At 33.3% G+C, this 19,006-nt stretch carries 17 protein-coding genes; 10 read left to right on the forward strand and 7 right to left on the reverse strand.

The annotated features are described in order from the left end of the window. Positions 1–2: 2 nt before the first annotated feature. The 3 genes from G6042_RS04465 (at position 3) to G6042_RS04475 (ending at position 3,906) form a co-directional block, all read left to right on the forward strand. Positions 3–2,483, forward strand: a complete 2,481-nt coding sequence (locus G6042_RS04465; RefSeq protein WP_169523115.1) for a TonB-dependent receptor — start codon at positions 3–5, stop codon at positions 2,481–2,483. Positions 2,484–2,561: 78 nt separating this feature from the next. Then, on the forward strand, positions 2,562–3,170 hold the full coding sequence (locus G6042_RS04470) for a hypothetical protein (RefSeq protein ID WP_169523116.1): 609 nt from the start codon (positions 2,562–2,564) through the stop codon (positions 3,168–3,170). Between the two features lie 22 nt (positions 3,171–3,192). Continuing rightward, the gene (locus tag G6042_RS04475; RefSeq protein WP_169523117.1) at positions 3,193–3,906 is read left to right on the forward strand and encodes a hypothetical protein; all 714 of its coding nucleotides are present in this window, start codon (positions 3,193–3,195) and stop codon (positions 3,904–3,906) included. Between the two features lie 59 nt (positions 3,907–3,965). Here the strand turns inward: G6042_RS04475 and G6042_RS04480 are convergent, their stop codons facing one another. From G6042_RS04480 to G6042_RS04495, 4 genes are all read right to left on the reverse strand, one after another. Continuing rightward, entirely contained in the window at positions 3,966–5,798 is a 1,833-nt protein-coding gene (locus G6042_RS04480; RefSeq protein ID WP_169523118.1) for an ABC transporter ATP-binding protein, read from the reverse strand. Next, the gene (locus tag G6042_RS04485) at positions 5,798–7,525 is read right to left on the reverse strand and encodes a phospho-sugar mutase (RefSeq protein ID WP_169523119.1); all 1,728 of its coding nucleotides are present in this window, start codon (positions 7,523–7,525) and stop codon (positions 5,798–5,800) included. Before G6042_RS04485 ends, G6042_RS04480 begins: the two co-directional genes overlap by 1 nt. Before the next feature lie 163 nt (positions 7,526–7,688). Next, positions 7,689–8,642, reverse strand: coding sequence for a glycosyltransferase family 2 protein (locus G6042_RS04490; RefSeq protein ID WP_169523120.1), 954 nt, complete (start codon positions 8,640–8,642; stop codon positions 7,689–7,691). After that, entirely contained in the window at positions 8,642–9,172 is a 531-nt protein-coding gene (locus tag G6042_RS04495) for a DUF4199 domain-containing protein (protein WP_169523121.1), read from the reverse strand. Before G6042_RS04495 ends, G6042_RS04490 begins: the two co-directional genes overlap by 1 nt. Positions 9,173–9,398: 226 nt before the next feature. On the opposite strand from G6042_RS04495, the gene G6042_RS04500 reads away from it, so the two are divergent. From G6042_RS04500 to mtaB, 3 genes are all read left to right on the forward strand, one after another. Next, positions 9,399–9,650, forward strand: a complete 252-nt coding sequence (locus G6042_RS04500) for a type B 50S ribosomal protein L31 (protein ID WP_169523122.1) — start codon at positions 9,399–9,401, stop codon at positions 9,648–9,650. Between the two features lie 109 nt (positions 9,651–9,759). Further along, the gene (locus G6042_RS04505) at positions 9,760–10,935 is read left to right on the forward strand and encodes a GlmU family protein (protein ID WP_169523123.1); all 1,176 of its coding nucleotides are present in this window, start codon (positions 9,760–9,762) and stop codon (positions 10,933–10,935) included. A gap of 143 nt (positions 10,936–11,078) precedes the next feature. Continuing rightward, positions 11,079–12,407, forward strand: a complete 1,329-nt coding sequence (gene mtaB, locus G6042_RS04510; protein WP_169523124.1) for a tRNA (N(6)-L-threonylcarbamoyladenosine(37)-C(2))-methylthiotransferase MtaB — start codon at positions 11,079–11,081, stop codon at positions 12,405–12,407. Between the two features lie 67 nt (positions 12,408–12,474). Here the strand turns inward: mtaB and G6042_RS04515 are convergent, their stop codons facing one another. Beyond that, a complete protein-coding gene (locus G6042_RS04515; protein ID WP_211161634.1) occupies positions 12,475–12,816 on the reverse strand; it encodes a hypothetical protein in 342 nt (113 codons plus the stop codon). Positions 12,817–12,897: 81 nt separating this feature from the next. Beyond that, the gene (locus tag G6042_RS04520) at positions 12,898–13,182 is read right to left on the reverse strand and encodes a GNAT family N-acetyltransferase (RefSeq protein WP_169523169.1); all 285 of its coding nucleotides are present in this window, start codon (positions 13,180–13,182) and stop codon (positions 12,898–12,900) included. Between the two features lie 94 nt (positions 13,183–13,276). Between G6042_RS04520 and G6042_RS04525 the strand changes: the two genes are divergently transcribed. After that, a complete protein-coding gene (locus G6042_RS04525) occupies positions 13,277–13,939 on the forward strand; it encodes an alpha/beta hydrolase (protein ID WP_169523126.1) in 663 nt (220 codons plus the stop codon). A gap of 54 nt (positions 13,940–13,993) precedes the next feature. After that, positions 13,994–14,887, forward strand: a complete 894-nt coding sequence (locus G6042_RS04530) for a lytic transglycosylase domain-containing protein (protein WP_169523127.1) — start codon at positions 13,994–13,996, stop codon at positions 14,885–14,887. A gap of 113 nt (positions 14,888–15,000) precedes the next feature. Here the strand turns inward: G6042_RS04530 and G6042_RS04535 are convergent, their stop codons facing one another. Next, positions 15,001–15,516: a DUF2892 domain-containing protein gene (locus G6042_RS04535; RefSeq protein ID WP_169523128.1), complete on the reverse strand. Its 516-nt coding sequence runs from the start codon at positions 15,514–15,516 to the stop codon at positions 15,001–15,003. 151 nt (positions 15,517–15,667) lie between these two features. Between G6042_RS04535 and rpmH the strand changes: the two genes are divergently transcribed. Together rpmH and carB are read left to right on the forward strand one after the other, a co-directional pair. Then, entirely contained in the window at positions 15,668–15,829 is a 162-nt protein-coding gene (rpmH, locus tag G6042_RS04540) for a 50S ribosomal protein L34 (RefSeq protein ID WP_008464848.1), read from the forward strand. A 292-nt stretch (positions 15,830–16,121) separates the two neighbouring features. Continuing rightward, a complete protein-coding gene (carB, locus tag G6042_RS04545; protein ID WP_169523129.1) occupies positions 16,122–18,971 on the forward strand; it encodes a carbamoyl-phosphate synthase large subunit in 2,850 nt (949 codons plus the stop codon). The last annotated feature ends 35 nt before the right edge of the window (positions 18,972–19,006 follow it).

Below are 19,006 nucleotides of genomic sequence, written 5' to 3' on the forward strand. Positions count from 1 at the left end.
GTTTGAAAACAAAATATTTACTCTTTTCGTTCCTATTTTTTATCCTTAGTATAAAATCGTTTTCACAAAATGCAACTGCAAAAGTAGCTGGAATTGTGCTCGATGAAAACAACAAACCTATTGAAAGCGTTAACGTTAGCTATCTTTCAAAATCATCGATTACCGATAAAAATGGTTTTTACACCATTACCGTTCCGGCAAATCAAAAAGTCGTTTTGGTTTTTACGCATGTTTCGTTAAAAAACATCACGGCAACATTACAATTGAAACCAAACGAAGAATTTGAATATCACGTTGTTATGACCGATAAAGCAGAACAACTAAGCGATGTTGTTATTACCAGCAGCCGAAGACGTGTTCAAGGAATAACCAGTATTGAACCAGAAGTTATCAGAAAAAATCCAAGTGCAATGCCTGGAATTGAAAGTGTTTTAAAAGTTTTACCTGGTGTTAATGGAAATTCTGATTTAAGTTCTGGTTATAATGTTCGCGGAGGAAATTATGACGAAAACTTAGTTTATGTAAACGAAATTGAAGTCTATCGTCCGTTTTTAGTTCGTTCTGGTCAGCAAGAAGGTTTAAGCTTCACTAATACCGATATGGTTCAAAATATTGACTTTTCGGCTGGAGGTTTTCAAGCTAAATTTGGCGATAAATTATCTTCGGTTTTGGACATTACCTATCGTCAACCGAAAAAATTTGCATTGGCTGCCGAAGCCAGTTTTCTTGGCGGAAGTATAACTGCCGATTTGGTTTCTAAGAATAAAAAATGGTCCAATATTACCGGAGTTCGTTATCGAGACAATTCACTTTTGGTTAATAGCCAGGAAACGCAAACCAACTATCGACCAACGTTTATGGATGTTCAGTCGATTGTGAATTTTAAGCCAAATGACAAATGGAATTTTAGTTTTTTAGGAAATGCTTCTCGAAATGTATACAACTATCAACCGTTGACACGTCAAACTAATTTTGGAACAATTGATGAACCAATTGCGTTGCAAGTTTTCTACGAAGGACAAGAAAATGATCAATACGAAACGCTTTTTGGAGCTTTCAAAACCGTTTTTAATGCAAACGATGACAATGTCTTCAAGTTTATAAGTTCGGTTTATCACACTAAAGAACAAGAGTATTTTGATATTTTTGCGGCTTATTTTTTAGGCGATGTTGACACTAATATTGGTTCGGAAACGTTAGGCGAAGTTACTTTTAGTCAAGGCATTGGAACGCAATTAAATCATGCTCGAAATGATTTGGATGCCTTAATTGTTAATGCTGAAATTAAAGGTGTTCACCAAGTCAATAACAAAAAACATCAAATTGATTGGGGTTTTAAATACACTCGTGAAAACATTCGCGACCGAATTGTGGAATGGGAAGTAATTGATTCCGCAGGATTTTCAATCAATCCGCCAAATTTGAATTTTGCTGGAAACGATCAACCTTACAATCCTTATATTGGTCCGTTAGTTCCATATCAAAATGTTAGAGCAACCAATTTTATTGACATTAATCGTCTTTCGGGTTATGCGCAATGGAGTTTTAAAGACCAAATTGGTTCAACGGATTATTGGTTCAATTTTGGAGTTCGTGCTCATCATTGGAAAGTAACTGGCGATAATATTTCGAATTCTAAAAATCAAACTACATTTAGTCCAAGAGCGCAATTAACTTTAAAGCCAAATTGGGAAAAAGATATGTTGTTCAAATTTGCCGTTGGATATTATCATCAACCGCCGTTTTATCGCGAGTTAAGGGATATGAATGGCGTGGTTAATCCAAATGTAAAAGCGCAACAATCGATACATTTTGTAGCAAGCAATGATTATAATTTCATGATGAATAATCGAAAGTTTAAATTAGTTACCGAAGCTTATTATAAATCGATGGATGATGTAAATACCTATACATTAGAAAATGTTAGAATTCGCTATCGAGCGAATAATGATGCAACTGCGTATGCGTATGGTTTAGACATGCGATTAAACGGAGAATTCGTTCCCGGAACTGAATCGTGGTTGAGTTTTGGTTATATGAAAACCGAAGAAAATCAAAATGGCAGAGGAAATATTGCTCGTCCAACCGATCAACGATTGAAATTTGGAATACTTTTCCAAGATTATATGCCAAATTTGCCAAGCATGAAATTATACATGAATTTGGTTTACAACACTGGTTTGCCTGGCGGTTCGCCATCTTATGCCGATGTTTATACGTATCAAAGTCGTTTGAGAGATTATCGTCGTGCTGATGTTGGTTTTTCTTATGTTTTAACCGAAAAAAATACCGAACGACCAGATGGACATTGGCTAAAACGTTTTGAGGATTTGTCTCTTGGTTTTGAAATTTTTAATATTTTCAACAATCAAAATGCGATTACCAATACTTGGGTTCGTGATGCTTACACCAAAAATCAATACGGAATTCCAAATTATATGACGACTCGTGTTTTCAATTTGAAGTTGAGCGTGAAACTGTAAATGAAAATCAGGACAAAACATAGAAAAATTTTTTATGTTCCAGGAATGATTTCATTGGTTTTAATTCCAGTTTTATGTTTGTTTTATTTCAGTTCTAAAAAAGCATTCAAAGTTGAAGGCGGTTTTGATTTAGAACTTCCAAGCAAAAAAACAATAATTTCAATAAAAGAGAATTATCCATTCATTGAACAAAGAAATAAAATCATTTTTTCATTTAATAGTTCTCTAAAATCAGAGGATGAAAATATCAAGAAGTTTCAAAAAGCTTTAAATCAATTCAATCATAAAAAAGATACTGTTAATTCTATAAATGTATATTTTGGTAAACAAATGCAATATGAAGTTTTTATAAAAATTTTGGAGATAGCTGAAATTGAAAAAACACCAACTTATATGGTTTATAAAAACGAACTGCTCATTACAAATATAAGTTCAAGCGAAATAGAAAAAACAAATAGTGAAAATAAATCAACCACGATGAATTGTGGAACACAAGATTATATTCGCAAACAAAAATTATATAATGATGAACAAAACAGATTACTTGAGAATGAAAAATTTCAAAAATCTTTTTTTAAAAAACATTGGTATTTATTTTTAGCTTTATCAGTACTTGCTCTAATTAATCTTTACTTCTTAATAAAATTCAACAGAAATAGAAAATACAATCAAAAGTCTTATATTTGAAAATGATTAAAATTCATTTGTTATGAAAAACTTTTTTTTCTTTCTGATAGTAAGTCTGGCTTTTGTTTCTTGTAAAAAAGAAGAACAAGAAAAACCAAAAGTGATTTATGAAACCCAACCTAAATCGCAAGCAAAACCTCAAGTTGATACGTCAAAAGCTGATATTGCTGACTTACCAGTTCACATGGAAGGAACTAATTTTTTGATTTTTCCTGTTGGCGATATGAATTTTTTCAAAAAACAAGGTTATGCTTCAAGCAAAAGTGATAAAAACATAAGCTATACCATTTCCAATTATGGCGAATATGAAATTACAGGTTATTTAGATAATTTGAAATTTCAGGAAATTGGCAAAGACACCATTTATGCTTTGACTGATAAAAATGTTTTGATACAATCGGCAACTTATTTGAAAAACCATGCTGATAAAACCAAACAACAATTATTGGTTTATATGTTACAAGATATAGACACCAATAAAGACAACAAACTTGATATAAACGATATTAAATCTTTATACATCAGCTCAATTGACGGTAAAAACTTTACCAAACTAACCGAAGATTTTCAAGAATTAATCGACTGGAAATATGTTCCTGCAAAAAACGGAATTTATTTTAGAGCTGTAGAAGACACCAACAAAAATGGTGAGTTTGATAGCAATGATAAAATTGTGTACAGCTTTGTTAACCTAACTTCCAAAGAATGGAAAGCCGAAGAATTTCAAGTGAATTGATTGAAGTTAAAAAGTTAAAAAAAAAAGGAATTCATTTCGTAATTCCTTTTTTTATGATGTTACTCAAAACTCTGCATAGAAACTAACCTCGCATACATTCCGTCTTTTGCAATAAGTTCGTCGTGATTTCCTTGTTCGACGATTTCGCCTTTTTGCATTACCACGATTACATCTGCTTTTTGAATAGTAGAAAGTCGATGCGCAATAACAACCGAAGTTCTGTTTTGCATCATATTTTCTAACGCGACTTGTACAAATTTTTCACTTTCAGTATCCAACGCTGAAGTTGCTTCGTCCAAAATCATAATCGGAGGATTTTTCAATACCGCGCGAGCGATAGACAAGCGTTGTTTTTGTCCGCCAGAAAGTTTGTTTCCGCTATCACCAATATTGGTTTCAATTCCGCTAGGCAAATCTTTTACAAATTCATGAGCATTGGCAACTTTCAATGCTTCAATAATTTCGTCATCAGTTGCGTCTAATTTCCCTAATCGAATATTGTCTTTAATCGTTCCATTAAACATGATGCTGTCTTGCGTGACCAAACCAGTTAAAGAACGTAGCGACTTCATTGTTACGTCTTTTATATTCTGATTGTCGATTAAAATTTCGCCTTGATTTACTTCGTAAAAACGAGTTAGCAAATTAGCAATCGTACTTTTCCCTGAACCCGACTGTCCAACCAAAGCAACTGTTTTTCCTTTTGGTATCGTTAAAGAAAAATTCTTCAAAACAGCTTCATCGTTATAGGCAAACGTGATGTTTTTTAACTCAATACTTTGATTAAATGAAGTTAATTCTTTTGCATTTTCAGTATCGGCAATCGTATTTTCTACTTCTAAAACTTCAAAAACACGTTCGGCTGCAGCTAATCCATTTTTAACTTGATAGGAAGCTTTTGAAATCGCTTTTGCTGGAGTTAAAATATTGTAAGCCAATCCAATGTAAGCAATAAAATCTGAACCTTTTAATGAACCATCAACTAAAACTAAATTTCCGCCATAAACCAATAAAACACCAATAACTAAAATCCCCATAAATTCACTTAATGGTGAAGCCAAGTTATTTTTCTTGGCGATAGAATTGGTTAATTTGTACAGACGATTAATAGAATCGTTAAAAGTTTTAGCAAAATAGTTTTCGGCATTATAGCTTTTAACCACTTTTAAACCCGTCAAAGTTTCTTCGGTGATTGATATTAAATAACCATTTTCTTGTTGCGCTTTGGTTGATTTTCCTTTTAATGATTTTCCTATTTTTGAAATAATTAAACCCGAAATTGGAATAAAAATAAATACAAAAACAGTCAGTTTCCAACTAATTGACACCATTGCAATTAACGAAAACACAATAGTTAGCGGTTCTTTTACTATAAGTTCCAAAATCATAAAAAATGAATTTTGAACTTCGTTCACGTCACCAAGCATTCTTGCCATTACATCGCCTTTTCTTTTTTCAGAATAATAAGAAACAGGTAACGACACAATTTTCGCAAACATTTTTTCACGCAAATCACGTAAAACACCATTTTTAACTTTGGTTAAATGCTGAAGCGCTAAATAATTGGATAAATTTTTCAGTAAAAAAGTAATCAAAACTATGGCGACCGTAAACATTAAGCCATATTGAACACCATATTCAGTTGAAAATTGTTTCACATAATAAGCAATATAATCTTGCCAATTTCCTACAGCGTCAATAAAACCCGTGTATTCAGGCAATTCTATTACATCTTTTTTCCTTTCGTCAAATAAAACCGAAAGAACTGGCATAATAAAAACCATTCCTAAAGTTCCAAAAAGCGCATAAAGTATGTTGAATGAGATGTTTCCAATAACATTTGGTTTATACTTTTTTGCAAAAGGAATTATTTTCTTTAAATTTTCATCCATTAGTTCAACTGCATTTCTGCTATGATATTTTTAATTTTTTGATCCAATTGTTTTTCGGCTTCTGGAATGTCATTAATACTATCGATAGCACAATTTACACTGAAATAAAACTTGATTTTTGGTTCGGTTCCACTTGGTCGTGCACAAATTTTAGAACCATCTTCCAAATAATAAATCAACACATCCGATTTTGGAATAGTCAGATTTTCAATTTCTCCGGATAATAAATTTTTCGCCGTTGAGTTTTGATAATCTTCCACCATAATCACGCGTTGTCCATTAATTTCAGAAACCGGATTATCGCGCATATCAATCATCATTTGCTTGATTTCATTTGCTCCTTCAATACCTTTTTTGGTCAATGAAATTAAATATTCTTTGTAAAAACCAAAGTCAACATACATTTGTTGCAAATAATCATAAACCGAACTTCCGTTTTCTTTGGCTTGCGCCGCAATTTCACACATTAGTAAAATCGCTCCAACAGCATCTTTATCACGAACAGCATCGCCAACCATAAAGCCGAAACTTTCTTCTCCACCGCCAATAAATTTCAACTCAGGAAAATCTTTGATGAATTTAGCAATCCATTTAAAACCTGTTAATCCAACTTTGCATTCCACGTTATATCCTGAAGCTAATTCAAGCATCATTGGTGTAGAAACGATAGTCGAACCAATAAATTCTTTACCTGTAATTTTTCCCGCTTTTCGCCATTCTTCCAATAAAAAATGCGTCATGACAACCATTGTTTGATTACCATTCAACAAAATCATTTTGCCTTCGTTGTTTCTAATGGCAACACCAAGTCGGTCACTATCAGGATCAGTTCCAAAAACAATATCCGCATTTATTTTATCAGCCAAAGCCAAAGCCATTGTCAACGCTTCTGGTTCTTCAGGATTTGGAGAAAGTACCGTTGGGAAATTCCCGTTTGGTTCTGCTTGTTCAGGAACGATATTCACATCCGTATAACCTGCTTTTTCCAACACTTTCGGAACCATTTTAATGGATGTTCCGTGAAGTGAAGTATAAGCAATTCGTAGATTTTCTCTCGCCGAAGCCGAAGTATTAAACGAAGCATTTTTCACTGTCGATTCCGCAAAAGCTTCATCAACAGCTTCATCAATATAATGTATCAAACTTTCGTTAGCTTCAAATTTAATTTCGCTATAATTCAAGTTTTCAATTACTTCAATAATTTCTCCGTCTTGTGGCGGAACCAATTGTCCTCCGTCTTGCCAATATACTTTGTAACCATTGTATTCAGGCGGATTGTGTGAAGCCGTCAATACAATTCCAGCATGACAATTCAAGTGTTTTACCGCAAAAGACAACTCTGGCGTTGGTCGCATATCCGAAAATAAATACACCGTAATTCCATTTGCCGAAAAAACATCAGCAACAATTTTACCTAACGTATCACTATTATGACGACAATCATAAGCAATTGCCACTTTCAGTTGCTCGTTTGGGAATGATTTTTTCAAATAATCCGATAAACCTTGCGTGTTTTTACCTAACGTATATTTGTTGATACGATTAGTTCCAACGCCCATAATTCCTCGCATTCCGCCAGTTCCAAACTCCAGATTTTTATAAAAACTTTCCTCTAAATCCTTCGGAGAAGAAGTCATCATATCCTTAATTTTCTCTTGTGTTTCTTGGTCAAAAACTGGTGTTAACCATTCGTTTACTTTATCTAAAATCGATTGTTCAATATGCATATTCTTATTTTTTTTCAGAAGCTAATCCTGCTATTCGCTCTATCTTTTCATCTCGTTTTGAAGAACGAGATAAAAAGGATGCCGCTACTATCAGGGCTAAACTTATCCGTAATCTTATTTTTTTTGAACTAAAACTAGTTTCTTTTTGTTTACTAAAAAATCATTAATTCGTCGTCTCCGAAACTTTATAACGTTCTTCATTATTCTTAGTGCGCAAAATAATTTCGCCAAGAAAACCAGCTAAAAATAGCTGAGTTCCAATAATCATTGTCGTTAAAGCAATGTAAAACAGTGGATTATCGGTAACCAAAATCGTTTGATAACCCGAATACAATTTTATCAATTTCAAAGCAATGATGATTCCTGTAGAAATAAATCCAACTAAAAACATCAAAACGCCAAATGCACCAAACAAATGCATTGGTCTTTTCCCATATTTTGATAAAAACCAAATCGTTATCAAATCCAAAAAGCCATTTACAAAACGGTCAATACCAAATTTTGACTCGCCATATTTTCGAGCTTGATGAATAACTACTTTTTCGCCAATTTTTCCAAAACCAGCATTTTTTGCCAAAACTGGAATATAACGATGCATTTCTCCCGAAACTTCGATATTCTTAATGACAACATTTTTGTAAGCTTTTAATCCACAATTAAAATCATTCAAATAAACTCCCGAAGTTTTTCTCGCAGCCCAATTGAATAATTTAGATGGTAAATTTTTAGTCACGGCATTGTCATAACGTTTCTTTTTCCATCCAGAAACCAAATCAAATTTTTGGTTTATAATCATGTCGTACAAATCAGGAATCTCATCTGGACTATCTTGCAAATCGGCATCCATCGTAATGATAACATCACCTTGTGCTTTGGCAAAACCAGCATGCAACGCCTGAGATTTTCCATAATTTCTTAAAAACTTAATTCCTTTTACATTAGGATTTTCAGCAGAAAGCTGCTCGATTATTTCCCATGAATCATCAGTACTTCCATCGTCAATAAAAATAACTTCATAGGAATAGTTGTGAGTTGTCATTACTTTGACAATCCATTGGTGTAATTCGGGTAACGATTCCTGCTCGTTTAAAAGCGGAATAACTATGGATAAATTCATTAAAACTGTTCTTTTGGTTTGCTTTTAAAAATTAATGCAAATACTAATCCAAAAATTGAACTAACCGCTATATTTGTAAAGAGACCTTTAATTTGAGCTCCAATACTAAAATTATCCGATTTCTCAATGCCTTCTACAGCTTTACTAATCTCTGCACTTGGAACATCAAATTTTTCCATAAATGCCACTGTAGATTTAATAGAAACTTCTTTAACTTTCTCCCCTAATTCTGGATCAATTACATTAAAAAGGAGAATGTTAAATATCACAGAAATAGAAACTCCAACAATTAGACAAATAAAATAGGTTGTAAAAGCTTCTTTAAAAGTAAAATTATCATTTAATTTTTTCTTAGTATTTGACAACAAAACAATGTTTATTACTAAATAACAAACGATAATAAACAATAATAGCCATAATGAGCCAAATAGTTCAATGTCGAACACATAAGCATATACAGTAATTAAAACGGATATCAATCCACTTATCAATCCAAATTTAATCCCATTTCTTTTTATAATCTCGTTCATGTTTTTTATGATTTAAATTAAACAACAAATATAGTAATTCCATTATTACTTAACAGCAAGTTGGCTTTATTTAAAAAAAGTTACAGTTCACTTTGATTATTGCAAAAAAGTTGTATTTTTGCACTCTCAAATTAAAAAAGAATAGTAACAAAAAGTTGTAGCTAGTTTACACCTTTCAAAAAGAAAGCTTCAAAACAAACTACTTCAATAAAATAAAAGATTTATCATGAAAAAAGGAATTCACCCAGAAAATTACAGATTAGTTGCTTTTAAAGACATGTCAAACGAAGATGTTTTTATTACTAAATCTACAGTAGAAACAAAAGAAACTATCACTCACGAAGGAGTTGAATATCCAGTTTACAAAATGGAGATTTCTAGAACATCTCACCCATTTTACACAGGTAAATCAAAACTTATCGATACTGCAGGACGTATTGATAAATTCAACAGCAAATACGCTAAAAAAGCAAAATAATTTATTTTTTAGTAGTTCAAATTTTATTAAGACCTCGAATTTATTCGGGGTTTTTTTATGAACCAAACTTTCGTAACTTTGAACTCGCAACTTTAAACTCGCAACCAAAATGAACTACATACTTTTTGACGGAACCGTTAGAAACGCACTTTTACCATTCACTTTTACTCGTCCAGTTGCCGAAATTCGCATTGGAATTCTAACTATTCGTGAAAAATGGGAAAAATATTTGGGCTATACAACCACAACTCTAACCGAAGAATATCTTTCAGAAAAATACCCAATGCTGGAAATGGAAGACAACATTATGATTAACGCTTCGTTTTTGCCAAACGATATTTTATCTGAAATGGTGAAAAATCTAGAGAAAAGCCAAGCCATTTTCAAAGGCGATGAAGTAATTGCATTTTACACTAATGATACGCAGGAAGAAGTAGATTTTGACACTTACGAAATAATAGATTATACTGAAGAATGTCTAACCGTTGAAAATACTTGGGATATTTTTGCAAAAAACGATACAGCATTACGAGAAGATTTTGAATTGATTACCGATGGAAGACATTCGCAACCTATTCCAAAATCGGTTAATGTCATTTCTCCTGAAAATATCTTCATTGAAGAAGGAGCAAAACTAGAATTTGTAACTTTAAATGCATCAACTGGACCAATTTACATCGGTAAAAATGCCGAAATTATGGAAGGTTCAGTCATTCGCGGACCATTTGCTTTATGCGAATCTGGCAGAGTGAAATTGGCTTCTAAAGTTTATGGCGCCACAACCGTTGGACCACATTCGGTAATTGGTGGCGAAGTGAGCAATTCGGTTTTGTTTGGTTATTCTAACAAAGGTCATGACGGATTTTTAGGAAATTCAGTTCTTGGAGAATGGTGCAATATTGGCGCTGATTCTAATAATTCGAACCTAAAAAACAACTACGAAGAAGTACGTTTATGGAGTTATGAAACCGAAGGTTTTGCCAAAACCGGACTGCAATTCTGCGGATTAATGATGGGCGATCATTCTAAATGTGGCATCAATACTATGTTCAATACAGGAACGGTTGTTGGGGTTTCGGCTAATATTTTTGGAAGTGGTTTTCCTAGAAATTTTGTACCTAGCTTTTCATGGGGCGGAAGTTCTGGATTTACAACTTATTTAACCAACAAAGCTTTTCAAACGGCAAAAATCGTAATGGCAAGACGTAATGTTCAATTTTCTGAAGAAGATGCTAAAATTTTAGAACACGTTTTTGAAGAAACTAAGAAGTATAGAAAAGAGTAATTAAAGTCTTTATAGTTAGCCGCAGATTCGCAGATTTTTAAAATTATTTTAATCCGTGAATCTGTGGCTATTTTTATTTTAATTTTTTACCTAAATTTGCACACTCAATTTTTTGACAACGATTTCATCAATTGAGTTTACTTATGGAAAACAGAAAAAAAGTAGCATTCTACACTTTGGGATGCAAATTGAATTTCTCAGAAACTTCTACTATTGCGAGAAATTTTCAAGACGAAGGTTTTGATAGAGTTGATTTTGAAGAAGTTGCCGATATGTATGTAATCAACACTTGCTCGGTAACCGAAAACGCCGATAAACAATTCAAACAAATTGTAAAAAAAGCCATGAAACTCAACGACAAAGCTTTTGTTGCTGCTGTTGGATGTTATGCGCAATTAAAACCAGAAGAATTGGCTGCTGTTGATGGCGTTGACTTAGTTCTTGGTGCAACTGAAAAATTCAAAATCACTGATTACATCAATGATTTGTCCAAAAATGATATGGGCGAAGTACATTCGTGTGAAATCGAAGAAGCCGATTTCTATGTAGGAAGTTATTCTATTGGAGACAGAACACGTGCTTTCTTAAAAGTTCAAGATGGTTGCGATTATAAATGCACATATTGCACCATTCCGTTAGCGCGCGGAATTTCTCGTTCTGATGCTTTGGAAAATGTATTGAAAAATGCTTACAAAATTTCACAACAAGGTATCAAAGAAATTGTGCTAACTGGTGTAAATATTGGCGATTACGGAAAAGGTGAATTCGGAAATAAAAAACACGAACATACGTTCCTCGATTTAGTAAAAGCGTTGGATGAAGTAGAAGGAATTGAACGTTTGCGAATTTCATCAATCGAACCTAATCTTTTGAAAAATGAAACTATAGAATTTGTTTCCAAAAGCAGAACGTTTGTTCCTCATTTTCATATTCCGTTGCAAAGTGGAAGTAATGAAATTTTGGGCAAAATGAAGCGTCGCTACCAACGTGAAGTTTATGTTGATAGAGTGAATAAAATTCGTGAAGTAATGCCAAATGCCTGTATTGGTGTTGACGTTATTGTAGGTTTTCCAGGTGAAACGGATGAACATTTCCTAGAAACTTATAATTTCTTAAACGAATTAGACATTTCGTATTTACACGTTTTTACTTATTCCGAAAGAGATAATACCGAAGCAGCAACTATGGAAAATGTGGTTCCGATGAATGTGCGTTCCAAAAGAAGTAAAATGCTTCGCGGATTATCGGTTAAAAAACGTCGTGCTTTCTACGAAAGTCAAATAGGAACTAACCATACAGTGCTTTTTGAAGGCGAAAACAAAGAAGGTTACATTCACGGATTTACAGAAAATTACGTAAAAGTAAAAACACCTTGGAATCCTGAATTAGTCAATACATTACATGAAATTAATTTGACCAGAATTGATGAAGATGGAAGTGTGAGAATGGAGTTTTTGAATGTCGAGGCTTAAAATAAGATTCCTACGGAATGACAAATTCTACTCAAACTTGTCATTCCGTAGGAATCTCAAAACATTTTTAATACTTATAATGAAACCTAATTTTAGTAATTCTAAAAAACGTTTCGTTGTACTGTTCGATAAATTCAAATTTATTTCTACCATTTTGATTAAAACTGATGATTTTTTCGGCAGAAATTTCATAGTAAGTTCCGTTGCCTTCCAGCATAAATTTTCCACCCGAATTGCGATAAGCCGAACGAACCAACTCAAATTCAGATAAATTCCAAGTCGTTTGATTGGCATCAAGATTGTCTATTTCAGTAAACAATCCTTGCGTTATTTCGGTTTTAATTCCATAATATTTTTGAATTTCTTCAAAAAAATGAATGACATCAGAATTTAGATTTTCGGAACTCATTTGATAAAGATAGAAAATAAAAATTCCAAATTCCAATCTTATACAATTGGAATTTGGAATTTTAACTCTTACTTTTTTTTATTATATCTTAATTCCTGGAGGAAGTAAATCTTTATAAGTAGTATTTTTTCTCATGAAAGCGGCAATTTTTGGTAAAATTGGAACAACTTTCAATTTTCGTTCATAAGCGATTTCCATGATATTTTTCAATAAATCATTGATAAACTCTTCATTATCAAAACCATCAAAAGTATTTATTCTTGTTAGAAATATTTTCTTTTCTTGAAATGAATATTCAACAGAAACCATGTTTCCATCGATGAAAGTTTCAAATTGACGTGCAAAAGTATTGTCTTTAATTTCCATTTTTTCTGAAAATACTATTTCATTCATCTACAAATAAAATAAAAGGGTTAATTTTAGGCAAAATTACTAATTTTAAACGAGTTTACAGTTAAAAATGTCTAAAATTCACGTTTACTTCATGCCCGGATTGGCGGCAAGCTCTTCAATTTTTGAACGAATTCAATTGCCAGAAGACCAATTTGAAACCCATCTGTTAGAATGGTTTATTCCAGAGAAAAATCAATCACTGACTTCTTATGCCGAAAAAATGGCTCAAAACATCCAACACGAAAACTGCATATTGATTGGTGTTTCCTTTGGTGGCGTTTTAGTTCAAGAGATGAAACAATTTGTTAATCCAAAAAAAGTGGTCATTATTTCTAGTGTAAAATCGAATGTAGAATTCCCAAAACGATTTAAAATCGCCAAAACCACCAAAGCTTATAAGTTGATGCCAACTAAATTATTCGAAAACATTGAGTTGCTAACCAAATTTTCCTTTGGTTCATCCATAGTAAAACAACGATTGGCTTTGTATGAAAAATTTCTAGCTGTTAGAGACAAACGCTATTTAGATTGGGCAATAGAGCAAATCATCAACTGGGAACGAACCGAAATTGACAACGAAATTATTCACATTCACGGCGATGCTGATGAAGTTTTTCCACCAAAATATATTAATGAATTTATTCCCGTAAAAGGCGGAACGCATATCATGATTTTGAGCAAATACAAATGGCTGAATGAGAATTTACCTAAAATTTTGTTAGGAGATTAACTTTTTTGGAGCGATTTTTGTAGCTTTACCATTATACGATTACAATTTTTTATTATGAAAAAGACAAATGCACTATTGACAACACTTGGAGTAGTTTTAATCTCTGGAATTTTCGTTTTCGGAATTTCGGGCGATAAAAAAGATAAACTTCTTCACGAAGGAACAGCAATGTATTTCCCAACAACTACTGATTTTGCTGGCGAAACTACGCCATTGCATGTTGTTGACGTTAGGGAACGATTGGATAGAGAACTGCTAATCAATGCCAATCTTCATTCGACTACAACTTTAATTTTAAAAAGAGCTAACAGAGCTTTTCCAGTAATTGAACCAATTCTTCAAAAATATGGCATTCCAGATGATTTCAAATATTTAGCCGTAATCGAAAGCGGCTTGGTCAATGCGGTTTCATCGGCTGGTGCGCGTGGCGTTTGGCAATTTATGCCCGAAACAGCTAAAGAGAAAGGAATGGAAGTTAACGATTTTGTGGACGAACGCTATCATTTAGAAAAATCAACCGAAGCTGCTTGTAAATATTTATTGACTGCCAAAAATAAATTTGGTTCTTGGACAATGGCTGCGGCTTCCTATAACGGCGGAATGAATGGTGTAAATAAAAAAATTGAAGAACAACAAGTTACCAATTATTATGATTTAGCCTTAACCGAAGAAACATCACGTTATGTTTTCAGGATTTTAGCGTTGAAAGAAATTATGAAAAATCCAGGAAAATATGGTTTCAATATTTATCCAACCGATTTGTATTCGCCAATTCCAACCAAAAAAGTCGAAGTTGACAGCACCATTACCGATTTAGCAAGCTTTGCCAAAACACAAGGAATTAACTATAAGATTTTAAAAATCCACAATCCTTGGTTACGCGACAAAAAATTAGTAAATCCAAGTAAAAAGAAATACGAAATCGAAATCCCAACGGAAGGTTATTAGTTTTCAGTCGCAGTTTTCAGTTATTAGTTTGCAAAGAAAACAAAAAAGAGCTTTAGAAAATCTAAAGCTCTTTTTTATACATGTAACTGAATACTGAAAACTGCGACTGAAAACTATATTTTCTTCATTTGCTCTTTCATCATGCTAATCTGATCTTTCAGCATACCTTGCTTATCCAGTTTTTTAGCTTCGTTCAATAAAGCAGTAGCTTCCATTTTGCGTCTTCTGGACATCGCAATTCCGGCTAAGTTCAATTTTGCAACCGCCAAATCCATATCCATATTCAAACCAAGTTCAATCGCTTTCTTAAAAAACTTTTCTGACTGATGTAAATTTGTTTGCGACAACATCAAGCCATTCAAATAATTATAATAACCTTGTTGCTTTCTAACCAAAGCCGTTTCTGGATTTTTAATCTTATCCAACCAATTTTTCGCACCAGGAAAATCTTGCTTTCTCAATTTTAAAAACGCCAATAAAATATACTCATTCTTAAAATAAAGAAAGACAGGAATCAACGATAAAAAGATAAGAAAAATTCCATTTCCAATATTACTTTCAGTAAATTGCCATATCGCTGTGGCAAAAATTAGAACCGCTAAAACGATTTTGATATTTCTGTGAAACATAATTAAAAAATTAGTTTGCAAAGGTAATAAAATCAATTAAAAATATTTTTAAAAAAGTACTTGCCAGAAAAAAAAAGGTTTGTATATTTGCACTCGGTTTTGAAAGAACCGCTTATTAAAAAATAATACACGATTTTAAAGATACAAAGCAATGAGCAAAAGAACGTTTCAACCATCGAAAAGAAAAAGAAGAAATAAACACGGATTTATGGACAGAATGGCTTCTGCAAATGGAAGAAAAGTCCTTGCTCGTCGTAGAGCTAAAGGAAGACATAAGTTGACCGTATCTTCTGAACCAAGACACAAAAAATAATGATTAGAAATTAATCAATATCAAGCCGTTACTTTTATTAGTAGCGGCTTTTTTTTAAACCTGTTCATAAATATTGATAATTTCTTGGAGCTATTTCCCGCTATCCGTTGCAATCTTTTTAATTTTAAAGAAAAATTAAAAAGGATTTCCACTACTATCGGGGCTAAAAACAACAAAGACAATTGCTATTGCTAAACACAATTTCAAAAAACAAACAACACACCAATTAAATAATACAACTATAGAAATCTAAAGATCTAAAAATCTAAGAAGTCTAAAAAATCTAACTACAATGCCAAAAGACAACTCAATCAAATCGGTTTTAATAATTGGTTCAGGACCAATAGTCATCGGACAAGCCTGCGAATTCGACTACGCAGGTTCACAATCAGCACGTTCACTTCGCGAAGAAGGAATTGAAGTAATCCTAATCAATTCCAATCCGGCAACAATTATGACCGATCCATCAATGGCAGATCACGTTTATTTATTGCCATTAACAACCAAATCCATCATCCAAATCCTAAAAGAACATCCACAAATTGACGCTGTTCTTCCAACAATGGGAGGACAAACCGCATTAAATCTTTGCCTTGAAGCCGATGAAAAAGGAATTTGGAAAGATTTTGGTATAAAACTAATTGGAGTTGACATCAACGCCATCAACATCACCGAAGACAGAGAACAATTCAAGCAATTGTTAGAAAAAATAAACGTTCCAACTGCACCAGCCAAAACCGCAACATCATTCTTAAAAGGAAAAGAAATTGCGCAGGAATTTGGTTTTCCATTAGTAATTCGTCCATCGTTTACATTGGGTGGAACTGGAGCAGCTTTTGTACACAAAAAAGAAGATTTTGATGACTTACTAACTCGTGGATTAGAAGCTTCACCAATACATGAAGTCTTGATTGACAAAGCATTATTAGGCTGGAAAGAATACGAATTAGAATTACTTAGAGATAAAAATGATAATGTAGTTATCATCTGTTCCATCGAAAATATGGATCCAATGGGAATTCATACCGGAGATTCAATTACAGTTGCTCCGGCAATGACATTATCCGACACGACATTCCAAAAAATGCGTGATATGGCAATTTTGATGATGCGTTCCATCGGAAATTTTGCTGGCGGTTGTAACGTTCAGTTTGCCGTTTCACCAGATGAAAAAGAAGATATTGTTGCCATAGAAATTAATCCGAGAGTTTCTCGTTCTTCGGCATTGGCATCAAAAGCAACGGGTTATCCAATTGCTAAAATTGCAACTAAATTAGCTTTAGGTTATCACTTAGACGAGCTTCAAAATCAAATTACCAAATCAACTTCGGCATTATTTGAACCAACATTAGATTATGTAATCGTAAAAATTCCACGTTGGAACTTCGATAAATTTGAAGGTTCAGATAGAACTTTGGGATTACAAATGAAATCCGTTGGTGAAGTTATGGGAATTGGTCGTTCTTTTCAAGAAGCCTTACATAAAGCAACACAATCGTTAGAAATTAAACGTAACGGAATTGGCGCTGACGGAAAAGGTTATAAAAATTACGAGCAAATCATCGAAAAACTGACTTTTGCTAGTTGGGATAGAGTTTTTGTGATTTACGATGCGATTGCTATGGGAATTCCATTAAGCAGAATTCATGAAATCACACGAATTGACATGTGGTTTTTGAAGCAATACGAAGAATTATACTTATTAGAAAAAGAAATTTCACAATATAAAGTAGATACTTTACCAAAAGAATTGCTTTTGGAAGCCAAACAAAAAGGTTATGGTGACCGACAAATTGCTCACATGATGGGTTGTTTAGAAAGTCAAGTGTACAAACTTCGTGAAGAAATGAATATCAATCGTGTTTATAAATTGGTTGATACTTGTGCTGCCGAATTTAAAGCAAAAACACCTTATTATTATTCCACTTTTGAAGCCGAAATAGAAACCAATGGTAAAAAATTTGTTTCCAACGAAAGTATTGTTTCCAACAGAAAAAAAGTTATTGTTTTAGGTTCGGGACCAAATCGTATCGGACAAGGAATTGAGTTTGATTATTCTTGTGTTCACGGAGTTTTAGCCGCCAAAGAATGTGGTTACGAAACCATCATGATTAACTGTAATCCTGAAACGGTTTCTACTGATTTTGATACAGCTGATAAATTGTATTTTGAACCTGTTTTTTGGGAACATATTTACGACATCATTCGCCATGAAAAACCAGAAGGTGTAATCGTTCAGCTTGGCGGACAAACCGCTTTGAAACTAGCCGAAAAATTAGACCGATACGGAATTAAAATATTAGGAACTTCGTTTGACGCTTTGGATTTAGCCGAAGACAGAGGTCGTTTTTCAGAACTTTTGGAAGAACTAAATATTCCGTTTCCAAAATTTGGTGTGGCTGAAAATGCAGATCAAGCTTCAGCTTTGGCAGATGTTTTGGACTTTCCTTTATTAGTTCGTCCGTCGTATGTTTTGGGTGGACAAGGCATGAAGATTGTTATTAATAAACAAGAATTGGAAGAACACGTAATTGATTTACTGAAAAATATTCCGGGTAATAAATTGCTGCTTGACCATTATCTTGATGGTGCGATTGAAGCCGAAGCCGATGCTATTTGCGATGGTGAAAATGTGTACATCATCGGAATTATGGAACATATCGAACCATGCGGAATTCACTCAGGTGATAGTAATGCAACTTTGCCACCGTTCAATTTGGGCGAATTTGTGATGCAGCAAATCAAAGATCATACGAAGAAAATTGCATTAGCATTAAAAACGGTTGGATTAATCAATATTCAATTTGCTATCAAAGACGATACAGTTTACATCATCGAGGCCAATCCAAGAGCTTCGAGAACGGTTCCGTTTATTGCCAAAGCATATGGCGAACCGTATGTAAATTATGCAACCAAAGTAATGCTTCGCGAAAATAAAGTAACCGATTTCACTTTTAATCCAAAATTGAATGGTTATGCCATCAAACAACCGGTTTTCTCTTTCAGCAAATTCCCGAATGTAAACAAAGCACTCGGACCGGAAATGAAATCCACAGGAGAAAGTATTTTATTCATAGATGATTTAAAAGACGATCAGTTCTATGAATTGTACAGCAGAAGAAAAATGTATTTGAGTAAATAAATAATCAAAAACTCCCAAGTCTATAAAAGCTTGGG

Source organism: Flavobacterium solisilvae (genome assembly GCF_012911605.1).
In the GTDB taxonomy this organism is placed as follows: Bacteria; Bacteroidota; Bacteroidia; order Flavobacteriales; family Flavobacteriaceae; genus Flavobacterium; species Flavobacterium solisilvae.